15 protein-coding genes and 2 pseudogenes are annotated in these 26,119 nt (G+C 59.3%); 1 reads left to right on the top strand and 16 read right to left on the bottom strand.

The genetic code is table 11. The annotated features are described in order from the left end of the window. Window positions 1-957: 957 nt before the first annotated feature. The 9 genes from F451_RS0106235 to F451_RS28060 all read right to left on the bottom strand — a co-directional run bounded on the left by F451_RS0106235 (window position 958) and on the right by F451_RS28060 (window position 16,903). Window positions 958-1,794, bottom strand: coding sequence for a class I SAM-dependent methyltransferase (locus tag F451_RS0106235; RefSeq protein WP_020680498.1), 837 nt, complete (start codon window positions 1,792-1,794; stop codon window positions 958-960). Window positions 1,795-2,382: 588 nt separating this feature from the next. Then, on the bottom strand, window positions 2,383-4,620 hold the full coding sequence (locus tag F451_RS0106230) for an acyl-CoA dehydrogenase (protein WP_020680497.1): 2,238 nt from the start codon (window positions 4,618-4,620) through the stop codon (window positions 2,383-2,385). Between the two features lie 134 nt (window positions 4,621-4,754). Beyond that, complete coding sequence (gene lhgO / locus F451_RS0106225) at window positions 4,755-5,960, bottom strand: L-2-hydroxyglutarate oxidase (RefSeq protein WP_020680496.1); 1,206 nt, start codon at window positions 5,958-5,960, stop codon at window positions 4,755-4,757. Window positions 5,961-6,217: 257 nt separating this feature from the next. Beyond that, entirely contained in the window at window positions 6,218-8,356 is a 2,139-nt protein-coding gene (locus F451_RS0106220) for a TRAP transporter permease (RefSeq protein ID WP_020680495.1), read from the bottom strand. A gap of 108 nt (window positions 8,357-8,464) precedes the next feature. Continuing rightward, complete coding sequence (locus tag F451_RS0106215) at window positions 8,465-9,493, bottom strand: TAXI family TRAP transporter solute-binding subunit (protein ID WP_020680494.1); 1,029 nt, start codon at window positions 9,491-9,493, stop codon at window positions 8,465-8,467. Window positions 9,494-10,126: 633 nt separating this feature from the next. Then, entirely contained in the window at window positions 10,127-11,521 is a 1,395-nt protein-coding gene (locus tag F451_RS0106210; RefSeq protein WP_020680493.1) for a sigma-54-dependent transcriptional regulator, read from the bottom strand. Between the two features lie 42 nt (window positions 11,522-11,563). Then, window positions 11,564-13,678 (bottom strand): sensor histidine kinase, encoded by a 2,115-nt coding sequence (locus F451_RS0106205; protein WP_020680492.1) that lies wholly within the window; start codon window positions 13,676-13,678, stop codon window positions 11,564-11,566. Window positions 13,679-13,791: 113 nt separating this feature from the next. Beyond that, window positions 13,792-16,710 (bottom strand): insulinase family protein, encoded by a 2,919-nt coding sequence (locus tag F451_RS0106200; RefSeq protein ID WP_040879476.1) that lies wholly within the window; start codon window positions 16,708-16,710, stop codon window positions 13,792-13,794. After that, the gene (locus tag F451_RS28060; protein WP_169434455.1) at window positions 16,664-16,903 is read right to left on the bottom strand and encodes a hypothetical protein; all 240 of its coding nucleotides are present in this window, start codon (window positions 16,901-16,903) and stop codon (window positions 16,664-16,666) included. The genes F451_RS0106200 and F451_RS28060 overlap by 47 nt, the downstream gene beginning before the upstream one ends. Window positions 16,904-17,104: 201 nt before the next feature. On the opposite strand from F451_RS28060, the gene F451_RS24940 reads away from it, so the two are divergent. Next, the gene (locus F451_RS24940; protein ID WP_020680490.1) at window positions 17,105-17,644 is read left to right on the top strand and encodes a phasin family protein; all 540 of its coding nucleotides are present in this window, start codon (window positions 17,105-17,107) and stop codon (window positions 17,642-17,644) included. A 515-nt stretch (window positions 17,645-18,159) separates the two neighbouring features. On the opposite strand, the gene F451_RS0106190 is transcribed toward F451_RS24940, so the two are convergent. The 7 genes and pseudogenes from F451_RS0106190 to F451_RS28760 form a co-directional block, all read right to left on the bottom strand. Beyond that, window positions 18,160-19,392, bottom strand: coding sequence for a UbiH/UbiF/VisC/COQ6 family ubiquinone biosynthesis hydroxylase (locus tag F451_RS0106190; RefSeq protein ID WP_020680489.1), 1,233 nt, complete (start codon window positions 19,390-19,392; stop codon window positions 18,160-18,162). A gap of 136 nt (window positions 19,393-19,528) precedes the next feature. After that, window positions 19,529-20,803: a serine--tRNA ligase gene (gene serS / locus F451_RS0106185; RefSeq protein ID WP_020680488.1), complete on the bottom strand. Its 1,275-nt coding sequence runs from the start codon at window positions 20,801-20,803 to the stop codon at window positions 19,529-19,531. Between the two features lie 23 nt (window positions 20,804-20,826). Next, on the bottom strand, window positions 20,827-21,198 hold the full coding sequence (crcB, locus tag F451_RS0106180) for a fluoride efflux transporter CrcB (protein ID WP_020680487.1): 372 nt from the start codon (window positions 21,196-21,198) through the stop codon (window positions 20,827-20,829). Between the two features lie 71 nt (window positions 21,199-21,269). Further along, a complete protein-coding gene (locus F451_RS0106175) occupies window positions 21,270-22,616 on the bottom strand; it encodes a replication-associated recombination protein A (RefSeq protein ID WP_020680486.1) in 1,347 nt (448 codons plus the stop codon). Further along, window positions 22,616-23,251: an outer membrane lipoprotein periplasmic chaperone LolA gene (lolA, locus tag F451_RS0106170; protein ID WP_083928359.1), complete on the bottom strand. Its 636-nt coding sequence runs from the start codon at window positions 23,249-23,251 to the stop codon at window positions 22,616-22,618. Before lolA ends, F451_RS0106175 begins: the two co-directional genes overlap by 1 nt. Window positions 23,252-23,253: 2 nt before the next feature. Next, window positions 23,254-24,741, bottom strand: a pseudogene (locus F451_RS28765) (DNA translocase FtsK); the annotation flags it as partial. A gap of 636 nt (window positions 24,742-25,377) precedes the next feature. Then, window positions 25,378-25,896 (bottom strand): annotated as a pseudogene (locus tag F451_RS28760) (DNA translocase FtsK 4TM domain-containing protein); the annotation flags it as partial. Window positions 25,897-26,119: the final 223 nt, after the last annotated feature.

The raw sequence follows: 26,119 nt of genomic DNA, 5'->3' as shown, positions 1-26,119 counted from the left end.
CGTCACGCTTACGGGAAATAGACCAGGTTGATACTTGGGCGCAGCGCTGCTTGGTCAAGGGATATCTGATCCATACGTAACTTGAGATTCTGGCCTGCAAGGCCGTTTACTCCGCACGCAATCGTACAATTTCTACAACTAATCCACTGACCGAACGCTTCTAAAAACCACGCTACCGCCCTAACGATGACCAAATACAGTCCCGCAATGCAGGCAGAGCCAGGGAGAACGGAGGAATTGAGATTGGAGGGGAGGATTCACCCAGCCTGGCTTCCGTTGCTCAGCTGACGATTTGCAATATTGACAATCAAAATACCGCACCGATACTCCCTTGGTGCCTTGAGCATAATGCCCAAAACAGGTCCAAGTTGAAAGGATAAAGGCCGCAGGGGCAAGGTTAAAGAAGCAACAGCACCGTAACCTGGTGCAATCCACACAGCAGTTGGCCCGAGCTTGCGTCAAATCTACATAGATCGCGGCCATGCGCTATTCGTGATTTGTCATGGCGGCGTACCGCCGCACGGTGCAATTCGCAAGCTCATTGACACCCTACCAAAGCCAGTGCTTATCTACCCCTTTACCACCAAGACATCAAAACGGCTCACACTTCCCCTTATGAGCAGAAAATTGCTCCTGCAATTTCTGGCTACCGGCCATCCATGGCCGTATGCCGGCGATCACGGGCATCATTGTGCGATAAGGCCCGCAGGGGCGAGGCAGGGGCTGTATCGACGCCGATTAGCAAATGGATGTACCGACTCTTTAACTTGAAGGCAGTACCACCAGCACAATGGCGGCAGAGCGCAGCGAAAAGGCTTCATCGGGGCGCATTCTTGAAGGTAAAAACCCAGTTCCCGATGGGCACGCTCCGCTTTGCCCATCCTACCAACTACCAAGGGATATCAAATCGTCGGGATTTAATCCAACTGACCACGTCAGTTCCGGTCACGGGCGCTCTCATGCAGGTTTGGTGGCGGCAACAACCAGTACCTCTGCTGGTGCTTCGAATCCTGTCGCAGTTTCAAAGGCCTTAAGGGTCTGCGCAACCTCGGTCCAGGCCGCAGCCCGAACCGCCTCAGGCGTATCGCTCAACACAGCCCGATAGGCGCCAAACGCCTCCTGCATCATTTCCAAAGCCTGCGTGACGGATGCCATCTGCAACGGAACATCAAGCGTGCGCTGCTCGACATCCACGAAGCCGCAGCCCGTAAACAGGCGCTCGATAACCCCGGAAGCACCCAGCGAAAAGATACCGGGTTGCCCCGGCGATGGCGGCGCCTTGCCGGCATGGCGAAGGAGAATCTGCATCGGCTTTGCCATGAACGGATTGCTCGCAGGTGTGGTGAACACCACAACGGCAATCTTTCCACCCGGTTTTACAGCGTCTCTCACCGCCGCGAGCGCTTTCGCAGGTTCCGCAAAGAGCATGAGACCGAGACGGCAAATGACCGCATCGAAATGATCGCGGCTCACTTCGAGATCCTCTGCGGCGCCCGCGAGCGTGGTGACATTGTCCAGGCCGGCAGCGCGGGCATTCTCCTGCACGCATTGCAGCATCGTTTCAGAAATGTCGCTGGCAACAACGTGCCCCTCTGGACCCACTCTGTGGGCCGCGCTCAGGGTCTGGCTCCCCGCGCCACTGGCGAGGTCAAGCACCCGAGCACCGAGTTTCATATCGGCCATGGCGAGCATGGCCATGGTGGCGGGCTCCATCCAGCTGGCCACCGTTGCTTCCCATTTAGCCCAGCCGGGAGCGGCGCCTTCCCACTGTTTACGGATGTCGACATTCTGCATGCTTGTTTTCCTTACCTGGGCCAGGTTCGCTCACGGGTCACCAACGGGTGATCAAGTCTTGCCTTTTGCCTCATTGATAATAGGACTTACCCGCGAACAGTGCCGGCCGAAGAACTCGCTTGTTGTCTTAATGCCATAGCCGCCGCTGGCCTCTGGTTGAACCCTACCGGGTCGCCGAGAGGCGATATACGGATTCGCAGAATACGGTAAGTGTTCTGTTGGCCGATTCGATCCGGGGTGGTCGTTTGCCTGGGCGTCGAATAATCCATCATGCCATCCGCTACGACCAAAGATGGGTTACGGCGCGCTCAAGGCTTCGTGCAATGCTAAAAGGCTTGTGCAATGCGCGCCTCACCACATCCTACGCACTGCCACCACCACTTGGCGGCGTACCGCCTGACGGTGCAATTCGCACGCTCATTGGCACCCTACCAAAGCCCGTGCCCCGCTTCCCGCTTACCGCCTATACATCAGAACGGCTTACGGTCGCCGAAAGGCGAACTACGGACTCGGGAAAATCAGCGGAGCTTCCGCCTACCAGCGCAATCCAAGCTTCACAGCGGCGTATTCTTCAAGGCAAAGCTCTGGCTAAAGCTGCGCAAAGCGATCCACCGCCACCGCTTCAGCAATGGCCTTATCGGCACTGCGCAGCGCCTCGGCCTCCTCCTCGGTAATCACCCCCTGCTCCTGCGCCGCTTCAATCGACTCAATGCCTGCACTGTGCAGCCGGGCCCGCAGGGGCTCTGTTGCCACCACCTGCACAAAGGCCTGCTCAACACGGTCAACCCCATCGCCTGGATTGCCGGGATAGACGCCTGCGGTAAGACGGTCCCGCGTGGGCGACGGCGCCAGCAGCAGCTGTGCACAGGCCTGTGTCACCTTATCGGTAACGGGCTGTTGCCAGCGACCCAGCGGGAAGATGCTCAGGCGCAGCAGCCATGACAAGGCTCGGTTGGGAAAGTTTGCAATCACCCCATGCAGCGACTGCTCGACCTGAAAAAGGCCACGCTGCATGCAGGCATCCAGTAACGGGCGATCCGCGGCGGGACGCCCATCGTCCTCGAAGCGCTTGAGCGCACAGCTGAGCAGGAACAGTTCGCCCAACACATCCCCGAGGCGGGCCGAGATCATTTCCCGGCGCTTGAGCTCGCCCCCCAGCGCCAGCAGCGATACTTCCGCCAGCCAGGTAAGCGATGCGCTGTAACGACTGACCTGGCGGAAATAGCCCGCATAGTCTCCCCGGTGGCGCGGAGCGGCCGCAAAACGGCCCAGTGTCAGGCCATGGCCGACACTGCGCAACAATGTCTTGAGCGCGAAACTGGCGTGCCTGCACAGCAGCGGATCAAACGCGGCGACAGCCTTTTCGTCATCGGGTTGCGCAGCAGCCTGCATCTCGTCCAGCAGATAGGGATGACAGCGCACCGCCCCCTGACCAAACACGATCAGGCTGCGGGTCAGGATGTTGGCACCCTCCACAGTAATGGCCACCGGAATGGCGCGATAGACGTTGCCCAGGTAATTCAGCGGCCCGTCACAGATCGCCTTGCCGCCGTGAATGTCCATGGCATCACTGACGATCACACGCATGCGCGCGGTCGCCTGCACTTTCATGATGGCGGACACCACCGCCGGTACCTTGCCTGCATCCAGCGCCTGGGTCGTCGCCAGGCGCGCCGCATCAATCAGGTAAAGATTGCTGGCCATGCGTCCCAGTCCTTCCTGCACGCCCTCGAACCGTCCTACCGGCAGGCCAAACTGATACCGCACACGGGCATAGGCGCCGGTCGTACGTGCGGCCAGCTTGCCGGTGCCCACACTGAGCGAGGGCAGCGAAATACTGCGCCCGGCCGCCAGCGCGCTCATCAGCATTCGCCAGCCCTGGCCGACGCAGTCTACGCCACCGAGTACCCAGTCCATGGGCATAAACACTTCGTGCCCTTCATTGGGGCCATTCAGAAACGCCTGCAGCGCCGGAAAGTGTCGCGCACCGATGGTGATTCCCGCCGTGTCGGTAGGCACCAGCGCAACGGTAATGCCGATGGATTCGACATCCCCCAGCAGGTGATCGGGGTCATAGAGCTTGAATGCCAGCCCCATCAGGGTCGCAGCGGGGCCCAGGGTGATGTAACGCTTGCCCCAGCTGACCCGCATGCCCAGTGTTTTCTCGCCGTTATGCTCGCCATAACAGACGATACCCCGGTCCGTCATGGATGCGGCATCGGAGCCGGCCTCGGGGCTGGTCAGGGCAAAACAGGGGATCTCCCGCCCATCGGCCAGGCGCGGCAGGTAGTGGTTCTTTTGCGCATCGGTACCGTGGAGCAGCAGCAACTCGCCAGGGCCTAAAGAGTTGGGCACCATCACGGTCACGGCGACCGCCGTACTGCGGGTAGAGATGCGCATCACCACGGCGGAATGCGCCGAGGCCGAAAAGCCCAGACCACCGTACTGTTTGGGAATGATCATGCCGAAAAAACGCTGCTGCTTGAGGAAATCCCAGATGGCCTGGGGCACAGCGCGCTGCTCAACGGTAATGGCCCAGTCATCGATCATCGCACACAGCGCGTTGACCGGCCCTTCAAGAAACGCCTGTTCCTCTTCCGTCAGGTGCGGTGGCCCCGACGCCAGCCATTCAAACCAGTCCGGCTTGCCGGACAGCAGCTGGGCATCCCACCACAGGCCGCCTGCCTCCAGCGCTTCGCGTTCAGTGTCGGAAATGGGCGGCAGCAGCGTTCTCATGCGCCGCAGTACCGGCCCGCTGATATAGCGCCGGCGCCAGCGTCCGATCGAGCTATTCACCCCTGTAGTGTTCTCCCGGTCGCCGCTCATGGCCGACATCCTGGCTGGTTGCTGTGCTGCATGCTCCCGCTCCCGCGCTGTCGAAAGGTCTGCTAAGCATAGCAACCTGTCGATGCACGGCAGCGTGGCACGTCGTCACAAACAGGCGGACTTGCTCATACCTCCTAGTCCGTGACCATCTCCTGCAGCTTTGTCACTATATGGGCACCGATCGGAATGGCGGATGTGGCCGCCGGCGAGGGTGCATTGCAGACGACCAGCGCCCGCGCGGTGCTCACGAACAGGAAATCATCCACCAGGGATCCGTCCGGCGTCACAGCCTGGGCGCGAATACCGGCCGGGTAAGGCGTCAGATCATCCAGGGTCAGCGTTGGGCAGTATTTCTGTACCAGCTTCAGGTAGCCGCGCTTGCTCAGAGAGTTGCGAAATTCGGCCAGACTGGCGCGAAAGTTCTTCATCAGCACGCGACGCAGACCCGAATAGCAGAGCATTTCCAGGCTGTCCCTGAGACTGATATCGGTCTTGCGATAGCCCTCGCGCTTGAACGCCAGCACCGCATTGGGCCCCACCGTCACGGTGCCATCGATCATGCGTGTCAGGTGGACCCCCAGGAACGGCAGCTCGGGGTCCGGAATCGGGTAGATCAGATGATTGACGATGCGGTTGTGCTCCGGCGGCAGCAAAAAGTACTCGCCGCGAAACGGCAGTATCTTGAAGTCCGGCTCCAGTCCCAGCAGGCGCACGATGCGATCCGCCATAAGCCCGGCGCAGGCGACAAGATAGCGTCCCTTGAAGGTGCCACCCGACGTATTCACCTCAACGCCGGCGGCGGTTTCATTGATGGCGGTCACCTCGGTGGCAAAGCGCAGGGTACCACCGGCCTGCTCCACCAGCGCGCCCATCTGCATCGTAATCTCGGTGAAGCTGACAATACCGGTGGATGGAACAAAGATGGCCCCTACTCCGCTGATATTGGGCTCGCGTTCATGCAGCTGCGTCTCGGACAGCACCTCGATCTCGATGCCGTTGTCCTTGCAGCGGGACACCAGCCCGAGCATGCGTTCGTACTCAGTCTTGTTGGTGGCCACCAGCAGCTTGCCGCAATTATCGTACTTGATACCGTACTGGTCACAGAAGGCGCGGGTCGCCGCATTGCCTTCACGACAGAACCGCGCCTTCAGGCTGCCGGGTTTGTAGTAGACGCCGGCGTGAATCACACCGGAATTGTGACCCGTTTGATGCTGCGCCGGCCCGCGCTCCTTTTCGAGCACCAGAACCGAACGCCCGGGATAGGCCTGTTGCAGTTGCCATGCGGTGGACATGCCCAGAATGCCGCCGCCGATGACGATAAAATCAAAGTTGTTGTTCATGCCATGTCCTGTTACGTCTGGGGAAAACCCTGCTCTCGCACATCCCTGTGCCCGCAGGATGACCGCCAAGGAGGGTGGAAATCCGAACGCGGCCCGCCTGAAAACGCAGGAGCGGTATTTCAGTGAAGTACATCCCTGATCAACCCTGCTCTCGCACATCCCTGTGCCCGCAGGATAAGTACGTCCCTGTACAAAAGGCCGGATTTCGGACGAAACCGGCCTTGATCAATGCATCGCCTTGTTAAAAAGACATCGGCTTACACGGTCGCGCCCGCTGCAGCGATATTGCGCCGGCTGTACATGAAGAGCGCGACAAAGACCGCCAGGCCCGCCAGATCCACCGACCACATGCCATGCGGCCAGAGCATGGCCAGCCCCGCTGCGCCGCACACCAGGCGCAGCAGCAGGTTCAGCTTGCTCTCCAGGTAGCCTTCCATGAAGCCGACGAAGGCATAGAGACCAAAGAGCGCGAACACGAACACCCGCAGCACCTCTTCCGCCGAGCCACCAATCAGGCTGGTATAGCCAAACAGCAGCGGCACCACATAGAGGCCCTTGGCGATCTTCCAGGCCGTAAAGCCGGTTGCCATCGGCGGCGTCTTGGCGATGGCCGCCGCGGCAAAGGCCGTGAGGCACACCGGCGGCGTGACATTGGAATCCTGCGACAGCCAGAAAATGATCATGTGGGCCGACAGCAGCGCCATGGACAGCACCACCGGATCCACGGCCTGGGTCATCAGCTGTCCCAGGAAGTCCGGCGGCACCAGCGCCAGCAGGGCCCTTGCATCGGGCTCGGACATCGGCGACGCCAGCAGCGCTACCTTCTCCGGGTCCACCAGCATGAAGATCATGCGCGCCGCTTCCGGCAGGCCACCGCTGACCATCAGTTCTATCAGCTTGGTTTCGGCGATCAGGTTGTACAGCGCCGGCGCCGACAGGGTAGCCAGTACGATATAGGCCGCGGTCACTGGCAGGCCCATGCCCAGCACCAGGGACGCCAGCCCCACCAGCAGAATGGTGATCAGCAGGCTGCCACCGGCCCAGTCGGAAATCATCAGCGAAAAGGTATTGCCGATGCCGGTCATGGCCACCACGTTGACCACCAGCCCCACGGCCACCAGCAGCATGGCCGTCGTTGCCATGTTGCGCGCCCCCTGTGCCAGGGCATCAAACACGGCTATGGGTCCCATGGGGTTCTTTGACAGCCAGGACGCCACCACCACGGAAATGATGGAGATACCGGCGGCATAGGTGGGCGTAAAGCCATAGATCAGCAGCCCCACCAGCACGGCGAGCGGCAACAGGAAATGCCAGCCTTCCTTCATCACCTCATTCAGCGGACGGGTATCCAGCTCAACGGAATGGGCATGACTGCGCATGGCCTCCACCCGCACGTAAAACCCTACCGACATGAAGTACAGCAGCGCCGGCAAGGCCGCCATGGCAACAATATCGACATACGGAATCTGGGTATAGGACGCCATGATGAACGCACCCGCCCCCATGACCGGCGGCATGAGCTGCCCGCCGGTGGACGCAGCCGCTTCAACGCCGGCGGCGAAGCGTGCCGGGAAGCCTGCGCGGCGCATCAGCGGAATGGTGATCACACCGGTGGAAACGGTATTGGCCACCGAGGACCCGGATACCGAGCCCATCAGACCCGATCCCAGCACCGCAACAAACCCTGGCCCACCCACAAAGCGGCCGGCGGCACAACGCGACAATTCAATGATGAAATCGCCGGCACCGGAGCGCACCAGGAAAGCGCCAAACAGGATAAACATGAAGACAAAGGTCCATGATATGCGGGCAATGGAGCCGAACATGCCATCGGAGCCGAAATAGGAACGGTACAGCAGGGTTTCGAGGCTCAGGCCGGCAAAACCGAACATGCCTTCAATAAAGGGCCCCCACCAGAAGACATAGGTCAGCGCCACCACGATCAGGCTGGGTATAAACCAGCCCGTGGTACGCCGTGCCATTTCCAATGCAAGAAAGATGGCCAGCAGGGAAAAGACCCAGTCCAGGGTGACAAACTCAACGCCGCGGTCATACAGGGCGTCTTCAAACCCGATCAGATACAGTGCACAGGCGATCGCCGCCAGCCCCACCAGAATATCCAGCAGCAGCACGGTGCGCTGACCGGCCAGTGTCTTGCTTTTGAACCCCGGTACCATCAGGGCGCAGATCAGCGTAAAACCACCGAAATGGATGGCCGAGACGTACAGCTCAGACCAGGTACCCAGGGTATTGAAATAGATGTGGGCCAGCGAAAACAGCACGCCGATCCAGTAAACGAAACGGCCGACGGTAGACTCCGCAGGACGCTGAGCCAGCTCAAGGCTCTTGAGTTTGTCCGCGGTTTCCTGATCGGTATCCGGGGTTACAGTGCTCATAGGACGTATCCGTAGACTAACAACCAAAAACGGGAAGTGTCGCAGGCAGAGCCTGCGACAGGCGCAACGTTAGGGGCACGGGGTCGATACCCGGTGCCGGTGGATCCCTTAGTTGGCGATCAGGTGCTCAGGAATCTCGACGCCCACTTCCTTGTAGTAACGTGCAGCACCGGGGTGCAGCGGCACCGGCAGACCCGCAATGGCTTTTTCCAGCGCCATGTCCTTGGTGGCCTTGTGAATACCGTTCAGGAACGCCAGGTTCTCGTACACGGTTTTAGTCAGCTGGTAGACATCTTCTTCGGGAATGTCGTCGCGCACCGCCAGGAAGTTGGGCTGTGCCATGGTCTGCACATCCTGAGTCTGGCCGGGGTAGGTGTTGGCGGGAATGGTGAAGCGCGTCCAGAGCTTGTAGCGGCCATTGGCCTTGATGATTTCCTCATCGGTAAAGTCCAGAATGCGGATGTCGTCGCCCAGTGCCGCAAAGGCACGGGTGATGGCAGAGGTCGGCACGCCGGACGGTATGTTCATGCCATCCACGGTGCCGTTCTGCAGCGCATCGGCGGACGGGCCATAACCCATGTAGGCCATGTCCATCTTGGACGCATCCAGCCCCAGATTACCGATAATGGTCAGACCCGAGCCCTCGGTGCCGGAGTTTTTCGGCCCGATGGAGAACTTGCGACCCTCCATGTTCTTGAGGTCCATGATGGTGCCGTTGGGCGCGTACTCGTTCTTCACCACGAACTGCTCGACGTTCTGCCACAGCATGGTCACCGAGCGCAGGCCTTTCTGCGGGCCCGAGCTGGCCAGATCGCCCTCGCCTTCCCAGGCCCAGGCACCGTAGAGTCCCTGCAAAATGGCAAACTGGGCTTCGTTCTCGCGCATCAGCTTGATATTTTCGCCGGAGCCGGCTGAATTGATGGCCGACATGGCCATGCCGATGGTTGGCTCAAGCTTGACCTTCGCCAGTGTGGCCAGTGCCACACCCACCGGATAATAAGTCCCGCCAGTGGAAGCGGTTGCCAGGATATAGGAGCGATTCTCGGCCGCCTGGCCCGTCGTGGCGACAACACCCAGGGTGCTGGCGACCAGTGCCATACCGAAACCTTTGAGAAGCGTGCGTTTTGTCAGACTCATATCGGTGTGTTCTCTTGTCATTATTGGGGAAACTCTATGCCGAATGTCTTAAAGCAATCTTGATACCAACATCAAAAAATATTTTAAGCTGTTGTTATTCAAAACTTTTATAAGATGACAGGGACGACAAAAGAGTAAACCAGCAGTTTTTCGCCTATCTATAGACTCATCGTCGGCAATAAATGGCCTATTGCAGACGAAACCAGCCTTATAGCGTTGCTCGGGGCCTTATTTGGCGATCCGTACAACAGGTATAGGCAAAAAACCGCCGAGTGCCCATGACAAGGCAACAATCAGACGCAGAATGCGTTCAGAAATAACAGGAGTGGAAGCCAACAGATGCAATCGGTACTGCCAGTCAGTGCCCAGTAATGCAGTACTGACTAGCAACCTGTCGGACTTAACACTGATCTACTGCGGAAAAGCCGATTTTCTCCGGTAAAGAGGGGTTATTTTTCGTACTCTTTATTACTCGTCGCCGGCTCCTCGGTCTGCGACCCCGCTAAAGCGGTTCTTTCCACTGCGTTCCAAGTGTTAAATAGAACCACTATTTGCCTCAAAAGAGTCCAAAAACTAACTCAAATCGGTCTTTCCCTCGCTACGACCGGCCAAGCCCAACAGGCTGCTGGGTGCTCAGTCCTCGGCGCTGCCTGGCACAAACTCGCTGCGGTTGATGCGATAGCGGGTCATTTTCTGATTCAGTGTGCGACGTGGCAGATCCAGCTCATCCATCACCGCCTTGATCGAACCGCCATGTCGGCCCAGAGACTGGCGTATGATCTCTGCCTCAAAGGCGCCCACCTGCACGGACAGTGGCTGGCAGGTCAGCTGTGTTGCTGGCTGCGAGGCACGCAACCCTTGCATGGGCGTTACCGCCGGAAACAGCAGATCGGCCAGCTGCACCCGGGCGTCAAGCGAGAACCGCAGGGCAATATTCTTTAATTCGCGCACGTTGCCCGGCCAGCTGTAACGCTGCAGGGTGCGGCGCTCCAGCTCCGTCATGGCGCGCGGCTCACGCTCATGCTGCAGCGCGCAGCGCTCGACGTAATACTCAAACAGCAGCGGAATATCGTCCGACCGGTCTCGCAGGGCCGGTATATGCAGCTGGGAGACATTCAGGCGGTAATACAAATCCTCGCGAAAGCCCTCTTCAACCCGCAGGTCCGCCTTGGCCGCCGCGACCACCCGCAGGTTGACGGCGATAGAACTGTTGCCTCCCAGGCGCTCAATAACGCCTTCCTGCAAGGTACGCAGTAACTTGATCTGCAGATGGGCCGGCATGCTTTCAATTTCATCGAAGAAGAAAGTGCCACCATCCGCATATTCGAATTTGCCGATACGCCTTTTCACGGCACCGGTGAACGCCCCCGCTTCATGACCAAACAGCTCGCTCTCGATCAGGGATTCCGGAATCGCACCGCAGTTGACGGGCACAAAGTTGCGCGAGCGCCGGTTGCTAAACTCGTGCAGACACTGGGCCACCAGCTCCTTGCCCGTACCGGTTTCACCGTAAATGATCACGTTGGTATCAATGGCGGCCAGCGACAGGATGTCCTGCTTCAGGCGCGCAATCGCCGGTGACAGGCCGATCAGGCGCGCATCAATACCGGACTGGGAAGCCAGGTCATGCTGCAGGCGGTCGTTTTCCAGCATCAGGCGACGCTTGTCACAGGCACGCTGCACGGTGGCGACCAGCCGTTCGGGCGCAAAAGGCTTCTCAATAAAGTCGTACGCACCCTCGCGCATGGCACGGGTTGCCATATCGATATCACCGTGACCTGTCACCAGCATGACGGGCAGGCCCGGCACCCGTGATAACGCCTCCCGCATCAGTGCGGTGCCATCCATGCCCGGCATGCGTACATCCGTCACGAGCACGCCAGCAAACCCCGGCTGCAGATACTCAAGCGCGCTCTTGGCATCACTGCAACTGATCACCTCATAGCCTGACAAACGCAGCCACTGCTCGGTCGCCTTGCGCACCATGGCTTCATCGTCCACCAGCAACACCGTACCCAACTCATGCATCGATCACGTTCTCCACCCTGTCTGTACCTTGTCCGTCAGATGTCACTCTGCATTCGCCATGGCGTGTGCATACTGCGGCAGGCGCAATATGAAACAAGCGCCACCGGCGGTCGGGTTCTCGGCGCGGATCTCGCCGCCGAGATCCTGCACAATGCTGCGCACGATCGACAAGCCGAGCCCCAGTCCACTGCCAATCTGCTTGGTGGTGAAAAACGGCTCGAACAACTTGCCAAGCGCCTCCTCGGCAATGCCGGGTCCCTGATCCGCCACCTGCAACTCCAGCCAGCCGTCCTGGGCCGACAGTCGCAATGCCAGCCGGCGTGGCGGACTGCTGTGCTGCATGGCGTCACACCCGTTCTTGATCAGATTCACCAGCACCTGCTCAAGCCGCGCACCGTCGCCGGCCACGCGATCGTCCGGGATATCGGGACTGAAGTCCACCTGCACCTTTTCTTCGGCAAAGCGTCCGCGGAAAAGCGCCAGCGCCTGCTCGATGGCCCCCAGCAGCGACACCACCTCGGTGCGCTCAGGCTTGCGATAGGCAAAGGTTTTCAGCTGGCTGGTAATCACCGCCATGCGGCCCACCAGGCCATCCACCTCATCCAGGCTTTCGTTCAGCAACAGGGGCTGCTGCACCATTTTCCGGCAAATGGCGACATAGGTGCGCATGGCCGTGAGGGGCTGATTGAGCTCATGTACCACCGCGCTGGCCATGCGACCGAGTGCCGCCAGTTTTTCGGCCTGCAGCAACTCCTGCTGCATGCTCTTTATTTCCCGGGTGCGGTCTTCCACCTTGGCTTCCAGGGTTTCATTGGCTTCCTGCAGCGCCCGTTCGAGCCGCTTGCGCCGCGATATATCGATCACCGTCACCAGGTATTGAGAGGCTTCCTTCGCCCTGCGTGCCCCCTGCATGGCACGGATCGAAACGAGCAGCGGAAACTCGCTGCCATCACCGCGCACCCCGACCGCTTCCTGCCCGATCAGAGGCGCAAATCCCGGCGTACCCAGGCGCCCCAGTGCGGCTTCGAGCACGTCGAGCGCCGCGGTTGGCGCCAGCAGCCGGCGCAGCGGCTGATCCAGTGCCTGCGCATCGGACAGGCCGAACTGCTGCAGCGCTGTACCGTTGAGAAACCGCATTCGGCCGCGTTCATCCACCGTGATGAGCCCCACCTGGGCGGTATCGATGATATCCCGCTGTTGCTGCTCGCTGCTGGCCAGCGTCTGCTGCGCCTGCTGTTGCGAACGCTGCTTCAGACGACGCTCGCGCAAGAACAGCAGCAGCAGCGCAACGGCGATGCAGCCCCCCAGTGCCGCCAGGATGGCGGAGCGCATGTTGCGTTGCGCGACAGCCGTGTCCTGCAGGATGGTGAGCGTCCAGCCAAGGTCATCCAGCGTCACCGACTGCGCCATTGACTCCCCGCCCTGCGGTGACGGCCAGAACTCAACCCGGGTGCCATCGTCCAGCGCATATGCACGCGATGCGGGCGCCAATGCGGTGACGGGCTGCTGCAGCCAGTCGGGTTCCGAGGCCGCAAACACGGTGCCATCAGCGCTGCTGAGCATCCAGGGCAGGCCTGCCCCCAGCCTTTCCTGCAACAGGTCCAGGCTGAGCCGCACCACGGCGGCGCCAATAAAGCGTTGCTCGTCATAGATTGGCGCCGACAGGTAAAACGCAGGTTGCTGCGGATCCGAATCAATGCCAAACCGCCGGCCCTGGTTGCCCTGACGGGCATCAACAAAATAGTTGCGTGAACTGTGGGAACGCAAATAGAAGTCGTGCTGATCGCGCCAGCGGCTGTAGGCCACGGCACGGCCGCTGCGATCAAGAATAAACAGTGCTGTGGAGCCTGCCACCAGACTGGTTTGCTCCAGATAGCGGCTGACACGCACCCCCATATCCTGGTTCGGGTACAGCAGCAGCGCCCGTACATCCCGGTTCTGTGTCAACAGAAACGGCAGATAGTCATAACTGTCGAGCCAACTGCGAATTTCACCAATACGGGTTAGCTGCACTTCGGTGCCCGAGCGTTGCAGCGTCTGCAGCGTCCAGTTGCGTGCCCGATCTGCCGCCAAAGAGGCCAACACGGTGGCAAGCACGAGCCCCGTGAGCCAGAACACCAGTCTGCGCCGGTTTCTGCCGGTGAATGCTATGCGCATGCCTCTCCTTTTAATGGGTTGTACAGGCCCAATGAACAAGGCCCCGCGTACGGGGCCTGTCTGTTACGCAATGGTCCTTACTGCGCCGCTTGCCACTGCAACGGCACAGCGCATCAGATCGCGATGATCTCGTAATCATCGCCCATTTTTGCAGCCCCGGCGGGATTGGTCACGACGGCAATACTGGCGTTATCACCGGTCAGGTAGCGCTCGGCCACCCGGGTGAGGTCTTCCAGCGTCACGGCCAGAATGCGCTGACGAAAGTCACGGCGCTGCTCCGGTGTGCGGCCAAAGAGCGCACTGTGATAGGCCTGTTTGGCCTCGCCTGCAGGAGAGCCCGGCTTGTCGATGGAGCTGACCACACCGAGGATCGCCTCTTCAAGCTTCTGCGGATCCTGCGGCGTGTCGAGCAGCCAGCGGACCGACGCATCGAAATCCGCCAGCGTTTCAGCCAGACGCGGGTCACGGTACGAGAAGAAACGGAACACCCCGTTGGACGAATCCTGCCCGGCGCCAGAGCCATAGGCGCCGCCTTTCTCACGAATGGCGCGGTGCAGATAACCGTTGCGCAGGAAGTCACCCAGCACGGTCAGCGCCGCCGCGTCTTCGTGCTCCACCGGCACCGTGGGATAAGCCTTGGCACAGAAGTTCACCTGGGTGCTGGTCGTCCAGAGCTGGCGCACGGATTCACGCACCGGCTCCAGCGCAAAAGCGCTGAACTCAGGTTGTACCGCAACGTCTTTCCAGCATGATTCAATCTGGCCCTGCATGCTCTCCAGCTGGTCGGCGTCTCCCACCAGCAGAAAGCGCCGCGGCGCGTGAAGGAACTTCTGCTTGATGGCTTCCATCTGGGCCGCCAGCTGTGCCAGCGCGCCGTCGTCCTTGAGGGATGCATCGAGCTCCTTGATAAAGCGAATGCTTTCAAGACCGCTGGATTCATGGCCCAGCTGGGCCGACGGGCTCATGCGGGCGACCGCTGCGGCCATCGCCAGTGAGTGCCCCTGACCGGTAATGCTCTGCTCCTTGCGGGTGCGGGTTTGGGCCACGATTTCACGCAGACGCTTAAGCTCGTCGAAGCGGGCATCTTGCAGTGTTTCGTGCATCAGATCAGCCAGCTCCTGCTGCTTGCTTGCCAGTGCCTTGCCGGACAGGACCAGGAACCCACTGACCTGCTGCTCATTATCGACGGCACCACGCACTTCGGTATAGGCGCCAATGCTGCCGCATACCTGGGACTGGTACTGCTGGTTCTGCTTGTAGTCACGCTCTCCGCAGCCCAGCTCCGTGAGGCAGTGGGTAAACAGCGGCAACAAACGGCGCTCCTGCGCATCCAGTACCGGCATGTCGATGATCAGCTGCTGGTACACCAGGCCGTTGGTGCCCTGAGCGTAACTGACCAGCGCCTGGGGCTGCTGCACCTGCGCCTGGGGTTGCGGAATTTTCATCTGCGCCGGCACATCACTGATACCGACCTTGGGCAGCATGCTTTCGTCGTCTTCCTGCATCTGGCGGGCTTCAAGTGCAGCGGTTTGTGCAATCAGCTGCTCTTTTTCGCTGTCGCTCAGACTCACGCGTATGGCCTCAAGCTGCGCCGCTTCCGCCGCTTCACGACGGCTCGCCAGGTGCTGGTCGGGGCGCAGTGTCAGGCGAACCTGGTGTGCATTGTCGAGTAACAGCTCACGCACCATTGTCTGAATGAAGTCCGGCTGCTTGATATCTTCGCGCAGCTTTTCCAGCACCGGGTCCAGGTTCAGCACGGCGATCGGGTCACCATTGTGGATGCCCGCCGAGATGGAGGACATGATCAGGTTCAGCCCGTACGGGTAACCATCACCGCTCAATTCACGCTGCGACAACTCCAGCTGGTGCAGCTGTGCCTCGAGCATTTCCTGCGGCACTCCGTTTTCAGCCACCGTATTCAGGGTGTCGAGCACCAGCTTTTCAAACGCCTCGGCATGCTGCGGATCACTGCCCTCGAGGCCGCACATGAAGCTCATTTGACGGTTGGAGTCTTCCAGCCCGCACAACGGCGACGGCGCACTCCCCAGCTCACTGGATTCCAGCGCATGGCGTAATGGCGAGGCGCTGTTATCGAGCAGAACACGGGACAGCAGGTGAGCCCGCAGCTGCGCTTCGAGGTCAATCGAATGCCCCAGCAACCAGCCCAGCACATGATGGGTCTTGCCGCTAAGGTCTTCTTCGTCCAGTGCGTAGGCTTCCTCGACACGGATGGGCGCGTACAAGCGTTTTTCGTCTGTTACCCGAATATGGCTGTCCAGCCGTTCGAACTGGGCCAGCGCCTGGGCATCAAAGCGTGACTGCAGCTCTTGCGCCGGGATATTGCCAAACGTCATGAAAACGGCGTTGCTCGGATGATAGTGGGTACGGTAAAACTCCAGCAGCTCGTCATAGCTGAGGTCGGTTATGCATTCCGGATCGCCACCACTGTTGTAGTGGTAGGTGGTGGTCGGGAACAGGTGCTTGCCGAGCGTCTGGTACAGTGTCGAGACGGCGGAGCTCATGGCCCCTTTCATTTCATTGAGTACCACGCCCTTGTAGACCAGCGGCGAATCCGGATTGCCGATTTCGCTGAACTCCATGCGATGACCTTCCTGGGCGAAGTCCAGCGGATCAAGCCGCGAAAAGAAGGTCGCATCCAGATAGACATCCAGCAGGTTGAAGTAATCCTTGCGGTTCTGGCTGGCGAACGGATAGGCGGTCCAGTCGGAGCTGGTAAACGCATTCATGAAGGTGTTGAGCGAGCGTCGCGTCATCATGAAGAACGGATCGCGCACCGGGTAACGCTTGCTGCCACACAGCGCCGTGTGCTCGAGCATGTGGGCCACACCGGTGGAGTCCATCGGCACGGTACGAAACGCCACCAGGAATACGTTTTCTTCGTTGTCGGCCGCTATGTGGTAATGCCGCGCGCCGGTTTGCTGATGCTCATACTCCGCCATTTCAATGTTCAATGACTCGATAACTTCACTGCGGAGAAAACGAAAGCTGGAATGACAGTTCTTTGTCTGCATGAAAGCGATGTGCCTCAACCTGTCCGTGGCCGTCACTGCGACCTTGATGAAAAAATGCAAACACCCATTCTATAGGCTCTGCGCGCGGTTTCAAAAAACTGTTGCATTGGAGTGCTAGATTGACACCGATGTTCCGTGCCAGGCAACGGTTTTCAACGTCCGCCGCCGCGTTGTTCGCATCTGCGTTCTGCATGGAAGGGGCACCCCGTAAAACCGGCATTACAGTCTCGGCCACAGGGACATCAGCACGTGTAAGACGCTCAAAAAATATTTTGTGCAGCGCAGCATTTTGGATTGACATACCGACACAGCCGCACTATATTTGATCTCAATTGCTGCAACGCACAAATTTGATTCCAGTGACCGCCGCCAATCTCACATTGAGGTAAAGAATATGTACAACGACGTGATGAAAGACCTTAAAGACAAGATGCAGCCTGTTGTTGATATCACCGAAATCAACAAGAAAGCGGCTGAGAAACTGTTCGCCCTGCAGTCTGCCTGCGTCACTGACCTGTTCAACAGCAGCATCGCTCAGATGACAGCCCTGACGACAGTGAAGGAGCCCAAGTCTGTCGTAGAACTGCAGGTTCAGTTCTTCAAGACTGTTGAATCCAAGCTGACCGACGTTGCTGAAAAAGAAATTGCTGCCCTGTCCGAAGCCAAGGACCAGGTGAGTGAAATCGTAGAGAAAAGCATTTCTGAACTGTCCGAAATGCCGGCTACCTACTTCACCGATTTCAGCAAGTTCGACATGGGCCAGTTCGCTGACTTCAGCAAATTCACCGATTTCAGCAAATTCGCCGATTTCAGCAAGTTTGCTGATCTGAGCGCCTTCACTGCCGCTCCGGTTGTTACTGAAGAAGCTGAAAAGAAAGCGCCTGCCAAGGCCGCGCCGCGCAAAGCCGCTCCTGCTGCTACCAGCGCCGCGTAATTATGTTCTCTGGGGATCCACGTCCCCAACCACTCGGGTCCGGCCCAGCCGGACCTTTTCAGGGCTACCCTCGGGTAGCCCTTTTTTTTATGTTCAGGATGAACGGTACGCCGTGAGCGCATGGATGCGCAGGAACGGCGAAACTCAAACGATCAAGCGCTATCCTGCGGGACAGGATGTGCCAGAGCAGGATTTATGTTCAGGATGAACGGTATACCGTGGGCGCAGGGATGCGCAAGAACGGTAATGTTCAGGATGAACGGTCCCTAAAACTGCGTCCTGCGTTTTCAGGATTCCCACAGTCCATGGCGGTATACCGTGGACGCAGGGATGCGCAAGAACGGTAATGTTCAGGATGAACGGTCCCTGAAAACTGCGTCCTGCGTTTTCAGGAATCCCACCGTCCATGGTAGTTACGCCGTGAGCGCATGAATGCGCAGGAACGGCGAAGCTCAAGCTATCAGGCGTTATCCTGCGGGCACCGGATAGACAATGTGGCGCTGGCAGTCGCGAAATTATCTATCGTGGATAATGGGCTCGCCACGTGCCAGTGCCGGCAGGTCGCCGTCAAGGCCCATCGCCAGCCGTATCGCCTTGCGCTTGGCAGGCCCCAGCCTTTCGGCCAGACCAAGCCCCACGTTACGCAACAGTTTTAACGGCAGATTGCTGTTGCTAAAGACACGATAGAACGAATCCATGATCTGCATCATCATCAGGTTATGCTGGCGCCGAGCACGTTCATAGCGCGCCAACACCTCAACCGCCTCAAACGGCTCCCCCGCATCATGGGCCTGTGTAATCACTTCTGCCAGGGCGGCCGCATCAAGCAAGCCGATATTCACGCCCTGCCCGGCCAGCGGATGAATCATGTGGGCCGCATCCCCGACAAGCGCCACCCCCTCTGCGACATATTGCTGGGCATGCTGACGCCTGAGCGGAAATGAACCGCGCGCAAAAACCGCGTCAATTTGCCCAAGGCAGTCAGGGAAGGTCTGCTGCACCTGCTGCAGAAAAGCCTCATCATCCAGTGCCATGAGCGCCTTGATCGTATCGGGCCTGTCATACCAGACCAGCGATGCATGGTTGCCACCCAGCGGCAGAAAGGCCAGCGGACCTGTGGGAGTGAACTGCTGCCAGGTGATGTCCTGCTGTCCATAACCGGTCTGCACGCTGGCCACCAGGGCATGCTGGTCATAGTCCCATTGGGTAACGCCCAGACCCGCTGCCTGGCGGACACGGGACTGGCCACCGTCAGCCGCCACCAACAGACGCCCCAGCACTTCACGCCCATCCGTGAGGCGCACCAGACTGCTGCCGGGCGCATATTCGATCTGTTCGGTGCGCGCCGGGCAGATAAGATCGACATTGGCGAAACTGCGCAGCCGCTCCAGCAGTGCCAACTGCACTATCCGGTTTTCAACGATGTGTCCAAGCTCGCTGCAACCAATCTCGTCGGCGTTGAATTCAGTTGCCGCGCGGGTTTCATCCGCCTCCCATACCTTCATGCGTCGATACGGACACAGACGCCGGCTGCTGATCCCCTCCCAGACACCCAGTGTCTGCAAAATGCTGCGCGACGCCGCACTCAGGGCCGACACACGCAGATCATAGGGCTGCTCGGGTTCGAACGGCGCCGCAAAGTCATGCTCGATCAGAGCAACCGACAGCGGGCTGTTACCAAGCGCACAGGCCAGGGTCGCACCGACCATGCCGCCGCCAACGATCAGAATGTCATAGCGCTGTTTCATAGGGGGCTCTTCAAAAACACTTCAGACGGGAAATGCACAACGGCAGGTACATACGAGAGCAGGCACGAACAGGTTACCTTGCAATAGCACGCCACGACCGGCCAGGCCGGTCGTGGTGCGGTTCCCTGGCGAACGTTTAGAGTTCGGTCACGCCGCCCATGTAGGGGCGCAGAACTTCAGGGACTTCGATGCTGCCATCGGCACGCTGGTAGTTTTCCAGCACTGCCAGCAGGGTGCGGCCCACGGCCAGACCCGAACCGTTGAGGCTGTGCAGCAGTTCAGGTTTGCCGGTTTCCGGGTTGCGCCAGCGCGCCTTCATGCGCCGCGCCTGGAAATCCAGCATGTTCGAGCAGGACGAAATTTCACGGTACTTGTCCTGCCCCGGCACCCAGACTTCAATGTCATAGGTCTTAGCGGCACCAAAGCCCAGATCGCCGCCACACAGAGTAATAACCCGATACGGCAGGTTCAGCAGCTGAAGGATCTTCTCGGCGTGGCCGGTGAGTTCTTCCAGCGCGTCCCAGGACTTTGCAGGCTCAACCAGCTGCAACAGCTCGACCTTCTCGAACTGGTGCTGACGGATCAGGCCACGGGTATCCTTGCCCGACGCGCCCGCTTCAGAGCGGAAACAGGGCGTATGGCAGGTAAAGCGCAATGGCATCTGCTCGGCCGGTACGATCTCATCCCGTACCAGGTTGGTAACCGGCACTTCGGAGGTCGGAATCAGGTAGTAGTCACGCTCGCCAAACGGCACCTTGAACAGGTCCGCCTCGAACTTGGGCAGCTGACCGGTGCCGTAGAGAGAGTCCGCATTGACCATGAAAGGCACATAGACTTCCGTGTAGCCATGTTCAGCGGTGTGCGTATCCAGCATCAGCTGAATCAGCGCGCGGTGCATGCGGGCGATCTTGCCCTTCATGACGGCAAAACGGGCACCGGTAAGCTTGGCGGCGGCCTCAAAGTCCAGCTCGCCATGCTGCTCGCCCAGGTCAATATGGTCCTTGGGCGTAAAGTCGAAGTTGCGCGGCTGGCCCCAGCGACGCACCTCGACGTTATCGTCTTCGGTCTCGCCTTCGGGCACGCTTTCGTGCGGCAGGTTGGGAACGCCCAGCAGCAGGTCATCCAGTGCCTGCTGCAGTTCGGCCAGCGTGACCTTGGCGGCATCCAGCTGCTCACCCAGCGCCTTGACTTCGGCTTTCAGCGGCGCGACATCTTCCTTGGCCGCCATGGCCTTGCCAATCTGCTTGGAGCGGCTGTTACGTTCACTTTGCAGGTTCTCGGTCAGGACCTGCACTTCCTTGCGCTGCTGTTCCAGTTCGCTGAAGCGTTCGACAGGAAAATCGAAGCCCTTTTTCTTCAACAGTTGTGCGACTTCTTCTGGATTGGAGCGGACGTATTTTGGGTCTAGCATGGGTTCTCAAAGCACCTTTCAGATCACAGCAGGCGGGTTAGCGACATGCCGACATACAGCGCGGCAAGGCATAGAATAACGCTCAATGATACATAGATTAAAGCGGACATGACATGCCCCTCCTGCAGCATCACCACCGATTCCAGCGCGAAGGTCGAGAAGGTGGTGAAGGCACCGAGGAAGCCAACCATCAGCAAGGGTCGCAGCTCGGGGCTCAGGCGTGCCTTTTCAAGCACCAGCACAAACAGGACACCCATGAGCAGCGAACCACCCACATTGCATGCCAGGGTGCCGAGAGGAAGCCGGCCCTGGGCATTATTGAGCAGCCCGCTGACCCAGTAACGCCCCAGGGCACCCAGGGATCCGCCAATGGCAACCGCTATAAGATGCAGCATGAATCATCCTTTATCATCACGGGCATTTAATTCAAATCACGTCAAAGCCATTACAGCGCACATCGCTGGCACTATTCAGTCCCGTAACGACGCCGCGCACTGCGCGCATCGAGATTCGCCAGGTGATCCAGCTTATCGGCAATTTTCTGTTCCAGACCGCGCCGGCTTGGCTCGTAATAGCGCCGTTGAGCAATCGCCTCCGGCAGGTAGACCTCACCTGCGGCATAGGCTCCCTCTTCGTCGTGGGCATAACGGTACTCTTCGCCGTAGCCCAGCTCCTGCATCAATTTGGTCGGCGCATTGCGCAAATGCGCCGGCACCTCAAGACTGGCATCGGCGGCGACGTCAGCACGACACTGATTGAAGGCACGGTACACCGCATTGCTCTTGGGAGCACAGGCGCAATAAATCGCCGCCTGAGCGATCGCCCTTTCTCCCTCAGAAGGTCCAACCCGCTCAAAGGCATCCCAGGCAGACAGCGCCACCTGCATGGCCCTGGGATCGGCATTACCGATATCTTCAGAGGCGATGGCCACCAGTCGGCGCGCGACGTACAGCGGATCACAGCCCCCATCGAGCATACGACAATACCAGTACAGCGCTCCGTCGGGGGACGAGCCGCGCACGGATTTGTGAAACGCCGAAATCATGTCGTAAAACAGGTCGCCCTGCTTGTCGAAACGCCGTCCGCCGGCACCGAGCACTTCCACCATCACCGACTCATCGATGCGTTCAACATCGCCGTCAGGCTGGGCCAGGTCGGTGGCGATTTCCAGCAGGTTCAATGCCCGCCTCGCATCACCATCTGCGGCCACGGCTATCTGCTCCAGCACGCCCCTGGCAACATCGAGCCGCCGCTTGCCCAGGCCGCGTTCGCTGTCTTTTAACGCGTGGTGCAGCAGGCTCAGCAGGTCTGCCGTCTCGAGGCTGCGCAGCAGATAAACACGGGCACGGGACAGCAGTGCGTTATTGAGTTCAAACGAGGGGTTTTCGGTGGTCGCACCGACAAAAATGACTGTTCCGTCTTCGATGTAGGGTAGAAAGGCATCCTGCTGGGACTTGTTAAAACGGTGTACCTCGTCAACAAACAGGATGCTCTTGCGCCCCGACTGAGCCTTGTAGGCCCGCGCCTCGTCTATCGCCGCCCGAATATCCTTAACGCCCGACAAAACGGCGGAGAGGGTAATGAAATGCGCATCGATCTGCCGGGCCATCAGGCGGGCCAGGGTCGTTTTCCCGACACCCGGCGGCCCCCAGAAGATCATCGAATGCGCAACGCCCTGCTCCAGCGCCAGGCGCAGTGGCTTGCCGGGTGCCAGCAGATGCTGCTGACCGGCGTACTCATCAAGATTGCGGGGGCGAATACGCGCCGCCAGCGGTTCGTAACCCGGCGTATCGTCAGCAAACAGATCGTCCATCAGGCACCCGGATCGACGATCAGATCGGCCCCCGCGGGCACGTCAAAACTGAACAGGTCAGCACTCAGTGACGGGTTCTGCTGCTGGTTGTGAAACGCAATGGTGGTGCGCTGCCCCAGCGAGTCTTCCAGCATCAGCTGCCCAATCTGCTCATCGACAAACAGCAGACGAATGCGGGTGAAGGTGCTTTCATCATCCCGTGGCAGCAGCTCAAACAGCGTTTCGCTGCCCGACTCGTGCAGCAGCGTAATACTGAAATCATCCCCCAGACGATCGATCTGTCCATTCAGGATCAGCGCCGGTGCACTGTTGCCATTGGCATCGAAGGGCTTGCGCGTGACCTGCAGCAGATCGGGGTCGTATATCCACAGATAAGTGCCGTCGTTAACGATCACCTGGGGGAACGGCTCCTCACTGGTCCAGCGAAACAGGTTGGGCTTGCGCAGCACCAGGGTGCCATTGGTCGACTCGGTACGCTGACCATTGTCGGACACCGAATACTGCTCGAACTCGGAACTGAACGTCTCGTAGCCCTGCAGCATCTGTTGCAGCCGGGCATCGGCTTCCAATGCCCAGAGCGGCGCAGAAAATAATGATAAAAGACCTGCAAAACCGACAGCAACTAACTGTTTCATAATCAATCTCTCGGTGGCGGCGGCGCGAGAACTTCACGCTGACCGTTACTGCCTGCCGGCGTCACGACCCCGGCAGCTTCCATGGTTTCAATCATCCTGGCGGCGCGGTTATAGCCGATTTTCAGCTTGCGCTGAACACTTGATATTGACGCCTTGCGGCTTTCAAGTACAAAGGCCACGGCTTCATCGTACAGCGCATCCTGCTCGTCATCGAACAGACCGGCAGAAGGTGCGCCCGCTTCAGAGGGGTCGGACAGAATGTCATCGATATACTCGGGCGCGCCATACAGTTTCCAGGCCTCAACGATACGATGTACCTCGTCGTCACTGACAAAAGCACCGTGTACACGGTTGGGCACGCTGACACCCGCCGGAAGATAGAGCATATCGCCGTTGCCCAGCAGGTTTTCAGCGCCCGACTGATCCAGGATGGTGCGCGAGTCAATCTTGGAGGACACCTGGAAGGCGATGCGCGTCGGCACGTTGGCCTTGATCAGGCCGGTAATAACGTCCACCGAGGGGCGCTGTGTTGCCAGGATAAGATGAATACCCGCCGCCCTCGCCTTCTGGGCAATACGCGCAATCAGCTCCTCAACCTTTTTGCCGACGATCATCATCATGTCAGCAAACTCGTCGATCACCACCACGATGTACGGCAGGGTATCGAGCTCCGGCGCCGGCGTGTCGAACGGCAGGCCTTCCTGCTCCGGGTTCCACAGCGGATCCTTTATCGGTTGTCCCTGTTCTCGCGCGTTAAGCAGCTTTTCGTTAAAGCCCGCCAGGTTACGCACCCCCATCTTGGCCATCAGGCGGTAACGCCGTTCCATCTCGGCCACACACCAGCGCAGACCGCCCGCGGCCTCTTTCATGTCCGTAATGACCGGCGTCAACAGGTGGGGAATGCCCTCATAGATGCTCAGTTCCAGCATCTTTGGATCCACCATCATGAGACGGACTTCATCGGGCGTCGCCTTGAACAGCAGACTGAGCAGCATGGCATTGACGCCCACCGACTTGCCCGAGCCCGTGGTACCGGCTACCAGCAGGTGGGGCATCTTGGCCAGATTAACCACCACCGGATTGCCGGCGATATCGTTCCCCAGCCCAAGGGTCAGCTTCGATGAAGCCTCGCGGTAAGGTTTGGAATTCAGTACTTCACTCAGACGCACGGTCTGGCGGGATTCATTGGGTATCTCGATGCCCACCACCGACTTGCCCGGAATAACCTCGACCACACGCACGCTGAGCACCGCCATGGAGCGGGCCAAATCCTTCGCCAGATTGGTAATCTTGCTGGCCTTGACACCGGGCGCGGGCTGCAGCTCGAAACGGGTGATGACGGGGCCCGGGTTGACTTCAACGACCTCTGCAACCACACCAAAATCCTTCAGCTTGTCTTCCAGCAGGCGCGACATCATTTCCAGCTGATCGTCGGTATAACCCTGCTCCTGGTGCAGCTCAGGCGGATCCAGCAGATCCAGCGAGGGCACTTGCTGGCGCGGCCGGCGCGCACCGCTGTGGGACGTATTGTGATCGAGCCCCAGGTCACTGTCCTGCATCGGCTTGTGAGCTTCAGCCAGGGGCACAATGCGCACACCTTTGCGCGCGGCATCCTGCACCGTGGGAGCAGCTGTATCGCCCTGTTCCACCAGACGACCCGCCGTGTGATCCAGCAACTCCGATACAGCAACAGGCCCGGATGGTGCTGCTGGCGCTACAAAAGGCACATCAGCGGTACGCATGTCATTGCGTGCAGATTCCTGCGGCCGGGCAACCGGCGTCGAGTCCTGCTCAAATGAAAAACTGGGTTCTACCCGGGCAGGCTTCCCTGCCGGTTTGGCGACTGCAGTATCATGGACGTCAGGTGCCGCACCAATGCCCTCGTCATCCGCAAGCTCCGGTGTTAAAAACAACGGCGCCTGCGCTTCATTCTCGGGCGCATTTTCAAGCGCAGATTCGGTGCGTACGCGCGCACTGGACACGCTGCTGCTGTAACCTGGTGCTGCAGCAACGGGCCTGGCCGTTTGCGGGCGCTTTACCTCAGGCTGCGCTGAGCGGCGCAAACGCACATTACCCAGTGATCGTACCCGGGCAAACGCCGCCAGGAGCGTACCGCCAACCCACTCCAGGGCCTGTCCAACCGAGACTTCGACATAACACGTCAATCCGACCAGCATCAGCGTCCATAGCACGACAGAGCCGCCCAGCACACTGAACCAGGAAACGATCCAGTCAGACAGTGCCTGGCCAATCAGGCCGCCCGACGTAAAGGGGTATTCAAACAGACTGTTGGACAAATGCAGCGAGGCCAGCGCACAAAGCCCGGCGACGAACACCAGTCCACCCGTGGCGCGCAGAATCAGGTAGGGTACACCCGCAATCAAGCTGACTTTGCGGCGCATCAGAAAGCGCAGCGACGGGTAAGCGAGCAAGACCGGCACCAGCCAGGCGCCAATGCCCACAAAGGATAACAGCCAGTCCGCAACCCAGGCCCCGGCTGTACCGGCGAGGTTCCTGACTTCAGGCTGATAGCCCAGATGAGACCAGCCGGGATCACGGCTGTCATACCCCAGCACCGCAATCATCAGATAAAGGCAGAGACCCAGCACCAACATCAGCGCCGATTCCTTGGCAATACGCAGCAACAGTTCCGTAAAAGACAGAGATGCTTTCAAATTCTGTTCACTCAAACAACAAGCCCTTAATCTAGCCCGATTTTTCAGGCCAACAACATACCACAATTGGCGGTTTGGGTTGACTCGCTATTGATGCAAAGACATGAATAAGCGATAGTTAGCCGCGATGCAGCACATATGGTTGCCAAATGCTCAAACCAACTGCAGTTCCCGGTTTCCAGCTTCAATGCCA

It is taken from the genome of Marinobacterium rhizophilum DSM 18822 (genome assembly GCF_000378045.1).
Classification (GTDB): domain Bacteria; phylum Pseudomonadota; class Gammaproteobacteria; order Pseudomonadales; family Balneatricaceae; genus Marinobacterium_A; species Marinobacterium_A rhizophilum.
Note: the sequence above shows the minus strand (reverse complement) of the source record. Positions and strands in the feature narration are given on the sequence as shown.